At 50.6% G+C, this 8558-nt stretch carries 6 protein-coding genes and 2 pseudogenes; 7 read left to right on the top strand and 1 reads right to left on the bottom strand.

Features of this window, described 5'->3' with window-relative positions; genetic code table 11:
* Positions 1-644: 644 nt before the first annotated feature.
* Both ACUVQO_RS21300 and ACUVQO_RS21295 read left to right on the top strand, forming a co-directional pair.
* Entirely contained in the window at positions 645-875 is a 231-nt protein-coding gene (locus tag ACUVQO_RS21300; RefSeq protein ID WP_445927832.1) for a DUF433 domain-containing protein, read from the top strand.
* Positions 876-927: 52 nt separating this feature from the next.
* Positions 928-1239: pseudogene (locus tag ACUVQO_RS21295) on the top strand (DUF5615 family PIN-like protein); the annotation flags it as partial.
* Between the two features lie 225 nt (positions 1240-1464).
* On the opposite strand, the gene ACUVQO_RS21290 reads toward ACUVQO_RS21295, so the two are convergent.
* Positions 1465-3801: a heavy metal translocating P-type ATPase gene (locus ACUVQO_RS21290; RefSeq protein ID WP_445927831.1), complete on the bottom strand. Its 2337-nt coding sequence runs from the start codon at positions 3799-3801 to the stop codon at positions 1465-1467.
* A gap of 581 nt (positions 3802-4382) precedes the next feature.
* Here ACUVQO_RS21290 and ACUVQO_RS21285 point away from each other — a divergent pair.
* The 5 genes and pseudogenes from ACUVQO_RS21285 to ACUVQO_RS21265 all read left to right on the top strand — a co-directional run.
* The gene (locus ACUVQO_RS21285) at positions 4383-4799 is read left to right on the top strand and encodes a DUF305 domain-containing protein (RefSeq protein ID WP_445927830.1); all 417 of its coding nucleotides are present in this window, start codon (positions 4383-4385) and stop codon (positions 4797-4799) included.
* A gap of 178 nt (positions 4800-4977) precedes the next feature.
* Entirely contained in the window at positions 4978-5655 is a 678-nt protein-coding gene (locus tag ACUVQO_RS21280) for an efflux RND transporter periplasmic adaptor subunit (protein WP_445927829.1), read from the top strand.
* A gap of 319 nt (positions 5656-5974) precedes the next feature.
* The gene (locus ACUVQO_RS21275; protein ID WP_445927828.1) at positions 5975-6208 is read left to right on the top strand and encodes an efflux RND transporter permease subunit; all 234 of its coding nucleotides are present in this window, start codon (positions 5975-5977) and stop codon (positions 6206-6208) included.
* Positions 6120-8108 (top strand): annotated as a pseudogene (locus ACUVQO_RS21270) (efflux RND transporter permease subunit). The gene ACUVQO_RS21275 and the pseudogene ACUVQO_RS21270 overlap by 89 nt, the downstream one beginning before the upstream one ends.
* 108 nt (positions 8109-8216) lie before the next feature.
* On the top strand, positions 8217-8558 hold a 342-nt coding region (locus ACUVQO_RS21265), incomplete at its 3' end, for a response regulator (protein WP_445927827.1).

Genomic DNA, 8558 nt, shown 5'->3' with positions numbered 1-8558 from the left:
GGGATTTGGGATTTTTAGAGTTGGGGTTGGGAGTGCGCTCTTTGCTCTTGTAAGAGGGGGTTTGAAAAGTCATTTGTTGTAACGAAAGGCACCTGTTAATCCCCCTAAATCCCCCTTGCAAAGTGGGACTTTGAGCCCGGTTTCCCCCTTTTTAAGGGGGACTAAGGGGAATCTAAACCGTTTGGTTACCAGCAAGAGAACTTCTCAAACATCCTCTAAGATGGATTGCTGTCAAGCAAATGCACCATGAATTTTCACTTCACAAGAGTACGATCTCCCATCAGCGTGGGCTGGGTTGACAACAGATCGCTATCGCCGCAGGTTGGGGTGAGCAAGAGCAATTTTTGTCTGTAGACTCTTATTGTAAGACTATTTTTGTGTCTAAAGCGAATATTGTATCTGAAGTGAAACCTAACGGCACCTATCTGAGTGGTGCAGAAAACTTTTTTGAGTCTCATGATGGATAACCTGAACGACCAAAACAGCGCCTGAAACCCCTTGCCCTCGTTCGTTCGCCCGATAAAACTCAAGATCGCTGTCTCGGTGAGAATCCTTGATTTATAGGGGTTTCAGGAGTTTTCTGCACCACCAAGCGGCACCTATTTGGACTGCTTTTCACTGTCGAATAAGCTAGAGTTACCGACATGAAATTAGACCGTATTACTAGCAATCCCAATTGGATGAATGGGCAGCCCTGCATTCGAGATCTGCGCCTTACAGTTCGTCGGGTGCTTGAATTGCTGGCGATCTACCCCGATCGCCAAGAACTGTTTCAAGAGTTTCCTGAACTGGAAGAGGAAGATATCCGGCAAGCCTTGATTTTTGCCTCTTTCTACTTGGACGATCGCATTTATAGAACTACCGCAAAGCGATGAAACTGCTGCTTGATCAGGGCTTGCCACGCTCTGCGGCAACGTTGCTAAGGCTGGTATCGATACGGTTCACGTTGCTGAGATTGGTTTGTCGGCAGCAGATGATACCGACATCCTTCAGAGAGCAAGGGAAGATGAGCGGGTGGTTGTGACTCTTGATACCCACTTCCATGCTTTATTGGCTCTGAGTGCAGTAACTTCTTCCGTAATTCGCATCCGAATTGAAAGATTGCATGCCCAAGCATTGCCCAACCTGCTCTTAACAGTTCTTGGTGAGGTGGCAGAGGATCTAGAACCAGGAATTGGCGTGACAGTTGCGCCGAGTCGAGTTCGTATATGCCGCCTCCCGTTGCTGAAAGAGGGTTAACCAATCGCTGAACCGGAACGGAGCATAAGCTACCCGTTGAGTTGCAAAGGCGATCGCTGTCCGGTTAGCTCAATCGTTAGTATACTCTTTCTCACGGCGGCTCTCCTAGACTTTCTCGCCTGACTATGCCCCCTCCTTAGTGATCGCCAGCTAACCATCGCAGGCACCGAACGGATTGTGCTGACTTTGTTTCGGTGATGCCTGCCGCTCTCAGTTTCCATCAGTTTAGCCGTTGGGGTGAAAGTTTCTTAATCGCAATGCGTTCGTGACCACTGACACAGAGCTAAATGCCATTGCTGCTCCTGCAATAATAGGACTGAGCAACCAGCCAAAAATGGGGTAGAGAATGCCTGCGGCAATGGGGATGCCAACCACATTATAGATAAAGGCAAAGAACAGGTTCTGTTGGATGTTACGGATCGTGGCCCGACTAAGTTGAATAGCGGTGACAACGCCTTGTAAATCTCCTGAAATCAAAGTAATATCACTGGCTGCGATCGCTACGTCGGTTCCGGTGCCAATAGCGATACCAACTTGTGCTTGAGTCAGGGCAGGAGCATCATTGATGCCATCGCCGACCATCGCGACGATTTTGGATTTTGAATTTTTGATTTTCGATTGTTGATAGGAGATTTTGGATTTTGAATTTTGCGTCCTGAACTGCTCTCCTATCTCCTCATCCCCTTGTTGTAGGGCTGCGATGACAGAGGCTTTCTGATCGGGTCGGACTTCAGCTAGAACTCGTTGAATCCCTACTTCGCGGGCAATGACTTCGGCTGTACGGCGGTTATCTCCAGTCAGCATCACCACTTCGAGTCCCATTTGTTGCAGGGCACGAATGGCACCTGCCGAAGATGGTTTAACTGCATCGGTGATGCCCCAAATGGCTTCTACTTGGCGATCTACCGCCATCCAAACCACAGTCTTACCAAGAACCTCAAGGCGATCCCATGGCTCTTGCAGGGGGCTGGTATCAATTCCCAGTTCAGCCATCCAGCGATAGGTGCCGATTTGCACCAGATGGTCAGACACCCTGCCCTGAACTCCACTGCCTGCGATCGCCGCAAAATCCTGTACATCCGTCAGTTCAACTGCTTGAGATTGGGCATATTGCACGATCGCTTCTGCCAGGGGGTGTTCTGAGTGGCGCTCTAGGGATGCGGCCAGTTGCAATAGCTTGAATTCATTTTGATTGGCTGTCCCATGAACGGTGATGTAGTCCGTAACCGTTGGTTTGCCCTGGGTAATGGTTCCGGTTTTATCGAGGACAATTATTTGTAGCTTGTGGGCCATTTCCAGGCTTTCCGCGTCTTTGATCAAAATGCCGTGTTCTGCCCCCTTGCCTGTGCTAACCATAACCGAGGTAGGAGTAGCTAGCCCTAACGCACAGGGACAGGCAATAATCAACACCCCTACGGCGGTCATCAGGGCCATAGTGAGGCTGCCGACGACGTTAAACCAGATAATGAAGGTGAGAATCGCGATCGCAATTACCACCGGCACAAACCGTCCTGTGACCCGATCTGCCAACCGCTGAATAGGAGCTTTGGAGCCTTGGGCCTGCTGCACCAGTTGGACGGTTTGAGCCAGGAAGGTATCTTTACCAATCCGGGTAGCCCGAAAGCGAAAGCTACCTGTTTTGTTGATGGTTGCGCCAATCACCTGATCGCCCACCTGTTTTTTTACCGGAATACTCTCCCCTGTGACCATCGATTCATCCAGGGTAGAAGAGCCGTCAATAATTTCACCATCCACCGGAACCTTTTCCCCCGGACGCATCAGAATCACATCGCCGAGGGCCACTTCTGCGATCGGAATATCTACTTCCTGCCCATCCCGAATAACCCGTGCCGTTTTCGCCTGCAATCCGATCAGTTTGCGAATAGCTTCAGAGGTTTGTCGTTTGGCCCGGTTCTCCAACAGTCGCCCTAGTAGAATCAGCGTAATGATAACTGCTGCGGCTTCAAAGTAGACATCTGGGCTAAGCCCCTGAGCAAGAAACCACTGCGGGAAGAAGGTCGGAAACAAAGAATAGAGATAGGCTGTACCGGTACCGAGGGCGACCAGAGTATCCATCGTTGCCGTGTGTCGCTTGAATGCTTTCCAGGCATTGACAAAGAACGAACTGCCCGCCCAGAACAGGATTGGGGTGGTCAACACCAGTTGCAACCAGGCATTGTGCAGCCACATGGGGATGAATGGAATTTGCAGCCCCGTCATCCCAGGCAAGGAACCGCTCACAAGAATTGCACTAATTACCCCACTCACCCAGACTTTTTGAGTTAACTTGCGGTTTTCTGCCTGTCGTTCTTGCTGTTCAGCATCATCTTCGGCAGCCAGTCCATCGTCTTGCAGCGGTTGGGCGGAGTAACCGGCCTTATCGATGGCAGCTTGAATCGCGGTAATATCGGTTGTTTGAGGGTCGTAGCGGACAGAGGCTTGTTCGGCCCCAAAGTTCACGTTGCAGGCTTCTACTCCAGGAAGCGCTCGGATTGCAGTTTCAATATTGTTCGCGCAGGCGGCACAACTCATACCTCGTAGTTTTAGGGTTGTCGTGTTCATAGGATTTCGAGGATAAGAAGAACTGGGAGGGCAATTCGATGTTACAGACCGGATCTCTGTTACAGACCGGATCTCTAACCGTAGCGATCGCGATTACTCAATTGGTTTCGTTTTCCCAAACTTTTCAGGGTTTTTCCATTGTGAGTGTTGTCATTGCTTGGTTTCTCACTGACAAGCTCTGCTAATTCTTATCTTGAAGTCTCCACTCAACTGGAGAGTCAAGGGGGGAGCTAAAATACAAAGCAGCGGTACTCCTCTGCCATACGCCGACAAGCTTGGAAAAATTCGACTACGTCCGTTTTCTGGCAGGAGAATATTTCATTCCTTTGAACTAAACCAAGTCCAGCTAGAGAACGGTCGTTTTCCTATCAGAGAAACTACGGTTCTGGACTTGGACAAGGTTTAGAAGCATTTCATCTTAGTTTTATTTTCTTGTGCCACCCTGATGGGCAGTGGACTGTGAGTATTACTCAATACAAAACAGCGCGTTACTTCCATACGTCTTCTTGACTCTCCAGTTAACTGGAAAGTTGACAATCAAGCAATGATTGAGTTTGAAGTAGTTCTCAGGCTAGCAGCGCATGAAACACCTTTTACTTAGAACAGGGGCTTTGGGGTTGGCGGTCGTGGTTGCGGCCCCGATTAGCAGTTTAGTGACGGCCTGTTCGCCTAATGCTCAAAACTCTTCCCTGTCTGAAAGTCCAGCCTCATCGATCGCGTCCGCTGTGAATGCCCAAACGATGGATCATGGCACGATGCAGCACGGTGGCATGAGGCACAGCATGGATATGGATTTAGGGCCAGCCGATGAGTCCTATGACCTGCGTTTCCTGGATGCAATGGTGCCTCATCATGAAGGAGCCGTAGTCATGGCCAAAGAGGTACTACAAAAATCCCAGCGGCCAGAGATGAAGCAGTTAGCGCAAAATATCCTCGCATCGCAACAGCAGGAGATTGCCCAGATGAAGCAATGGCGGCAAGCCTGGTACGGGCAATAGACGAATCCCTTGATGACCAGACTACAATCTCAACCTCTACAAGTCCCCATCCTCATTGCTAGAGAATCCCCTATGATCCCTCCTATCTACCGCTCTGATGCTCCGATAACGGCTCGTTTCATTTCTGGGACGCTGCTGAGCCTGCTGCTGTTAACTCCATCCGTGCGAGTACTGGCTCATGCAGGTCACGGCAACGAGTTTCAAGGAGAAGGTCAGTCTGCTCAATCCACTGGGGCAATTCAAGTTGACAGTGAAACGGCCAGACGAATGGGACTTAAAGTTGAACCCGTATCCCGTCAGTCGCTGGCATTTGGGATTAAAACTACTGGAGCGGGGAGCAATTGCCAGACGCGGCTTTCTGGAATCGGAAGCTAAGCTAGCTGGAGCCAAAGCTGCCCTTGCTAAAGCAGAAAGTCGGCTCCAGGTGGCAGAGGCAACGGCTCAGATTAAACGTGCTCAATCCAGTGTGCAGGTTGCTCAATCACGAGTGGCCCTGAGTGGAGATACTTATCAGACTCGCCTGCGCCAACTGGGGGCGAATCCCAACGCAGATGGCACGATTACCATTACGGCTCCTATTTCTGGAACCGTTGCCGATCGCGAAATGACGACAGGTGAGTCAGGGCAGGATGCGGGTAAAAAGATTATGACGATCGTCAATGGTCGCAGAGTTCAAGTGTCTGCCAACATTTACGAAAAAGACTTGAACCAGGTTCAGATGGGACAGCGAGTGCGAGTTAAAGTAAACGGCATCCCGGATCGTGCTTTTGAAGGACGAATCAGTGTCATTGGATCGGTTGTCGAAGGACAAACTCGCATTGTTCCAGTAAAAGCTGAGTTGGACAATAAATCATAGTGACTCAATGATGCCTGCTCAAAACGGTTCTACATCTGCTTTACCCATCCAACACCATCAAGAAGCCATATCACCCTAGCAACCCCATTAAGAGTGCTTGCTTAGCAATACGGAACACCCAGGCTCGCATAAATGGTGGCCTTACGACTGGCAGGGGAATAGGCTTTAATTTCATGCTCATTTTATTTTTGTTTGCAACCATGATAGGGCTACGTCAGGAGGAGGGAGAACAGACCGAGCCTTATGCTGAATGCCATTTTGAAAGGGTCGATCGTCCATTGCTGGCTGGTGGTGATGGGGGGCCATTATTGTCACGATTTTGGGCAGCTATAATCTGACCCGGATGCCCCTGGATGTGTTTCCTGACTTTGCCCCACCCCAGGTGGAAATTCAGACAGAAGCCCCCGGGCTGGCATCGGAGGAAGTAGAGTCATTGATCACGCTGCCGATCGAAAGTGCGGTCAATGGAACGCCCGGTGTGGAAACGGTGCGAGCGATCGTCCTCAGCAGTAGGAATTTCAGTCGTGCGCGTGATTTTCAACAGGGGCACTGATGTCTATCAGGCGCGGCAACTTGTTACAGAACGGTTGCAACAAGCCCGCTCCAAGCTCCCAGCTGGAGTTGAATCGCCTCAAATTTCGCCGATTACCTCGCCGATCGGCACTGTTCTGATGTATGCCTTTTCCGTAGAGCATGAACCGTCGCAGTCTGGAAAAGCGCCAATATCGCTAATGGAAGTGCGGCGGCTGGTCGATCGCGATGTGACTAATCGCCTGTTAGCCGTTCCCGGTATTTCCCAGGTGATCGCCTACGGTGGGGATGTGCGCCAGTATCAGGTGTTGGTGGATCCGGCAAAGCTAACCGCTTTTAACGTTTCACTTCAGGATGTCACCTAGGCAGCGGAACAAGCTAATGTGAATGCGGCGGGTGGGCTTCTGATCACGCCGGATCAGGAAGAAGTGATTCGCGGTGTTGGACGCATTGAGTCGATCGAGCAATTGGCTCAATCTGTGGTCACTGCCAGAGATGGCAAGCCTGTATTGTTGCGCGATGTGGTCTCTGTGCAAGTGGGTGCTGCCCTGCAACGGGGAGATGGCAGCGTTGATGGTAAACGTGCCGTGGTGGTAGTGATCAACAAACAACCCCTGGCTGACACACCGACGGTGACTCGTGCTGTTGAACAGGTTATGGAGGAGCTGAAAGCTGGATTGCCCAAGGATGTCTGGGTGTTGGAAACCTTTCGTCAAAATAGCTTTATCGAATCGGCGATCGAGAATGTGCGAGATTCCCTACGGGACGGCATTATTATTATTATTTCCATCGTGCTGCTGTTATTCTTGATGAACTGGTGCACGGCGGTGATTACCTTGAGTGCTATTTCATTATCAATCTTGATTGGTATGTTAATCCTATCCTGGTTTGGACAGGGGATTAACACGATGACTTTAGGGGGACTGGCAGTGGCGATCGGGTCAGTGGTGGATGACTCGATCGTAGATATGGAAAATGCTTATCGGGGATTGAGAAAAAATCAAAACAGTGACCATCCGAAGCATCCATTTCAAATCGTCTACGACACTTCAGTTGAAGTTCGCGTCAGTGTGATTTTTTCAACGGTGATCATTGCCGTGGTTTTTGCCCCTATTTTCAGCCTGACGGGTGTGGAAGGGCGGATTTTTGCCCCAATGGGAATTGCCTACCTGATCTCGATCCTGGCTTCTACGCTGGTTGCTATGACTCTTTCTCCGGCGCTCTGCGCAATTTTGCTGGTACACCGTCGCCTGCCATCTGATGAAACTTGGGTAACGGCCTTTTCTCAACGACTGTACCGCCCTCTCCTCTCGGTGGCAATCCACCGTCCCCAGGTAATTTTGTTCGCCGCAATCGCTGCCCTGATTGCATCCCTGGTGATTCTGCCAGGGTTAGGGCGGGAGTTTTTGCCAGAGTTCCAGGAGCGATCGCTGGTGAATGCGATGCTGCCCTATCCTGGCAGTTCTCTGGAGGCAACTAACCAATCTGGATTAGCCATGCAGGATGCCCTCAAGACCGACCCACGATTTAAGACGGTGCAACTGCGAGCCGGACGCGCGCCCGGTGATGCGGATGCAGGAGGAGTGAATCTGGGACATCTGGATGTGGAACTCAGCGATGCAGGGATTACAGACCGCACAGGGAGTATTGAAAAACTGCGTCAGGAATTTAACCGATTGCCCGGTGTGGCGGCTAACGTTGGTGGTTTTATTTCCCACCGGATGGATAAAGTTCTGTCCGGTGTTCGCAGTGCGATCGCGGTCAAAATCTTTGGGCCTGACCTCACCGAACTGCGGGCGATCGGGCAGGAAGCGGAAGCCCTCATGCGTCAGGTTTCAGGTATTGTCGATTTGCAGTTGGAACCCCAGGTGCCAATTCGCCAGGTTCAGATTCAGTTTGATCGCTCAAATGCCGCTCGCTAATAGGCAGAGTTTCTTTATGGGGAGATTTTTGGGACAAGATTCAGATAATTTCATCCAGGTTTTATTTTCGTCTGCAAGACTTGGGATAGGAAGCCTATTCACAGCACAATGCGAATTCTACTGGTTGAGGATGAACCGAATTTGGGAGCGGCGGTTCAACAGGGTTTGAGTCGAGAGAAGTACGTTGTGGATTGGGTGCAGGACGGGTTGGAAGCCTGGGACTATCTGGACAATCCGCAAGTTCACTATACTCTGGCAATTCTGGACTGGCTGCTGCCTGGTTTGTCTGGCATTGAACTGTGCCAGCGACTGCGTGCCAAGCATGATGCCTTACCGATTCTGATGCTAACCGCGAAAGACCGCATGGAAGATAAGGTTATTGGCCTAGATGCGGGAGCCGATGACTATTTAGTAAAAGTAAAACCCTTTGCGATGGCTGAATTGCGGGCG

This window comes from Leptodesmis sp., assembly GCF_052746595.1.
Note: the sequence above shows the minus strand (reverse complement) of the source record. Positions and strands in the feature narration are given on the sequence as shown.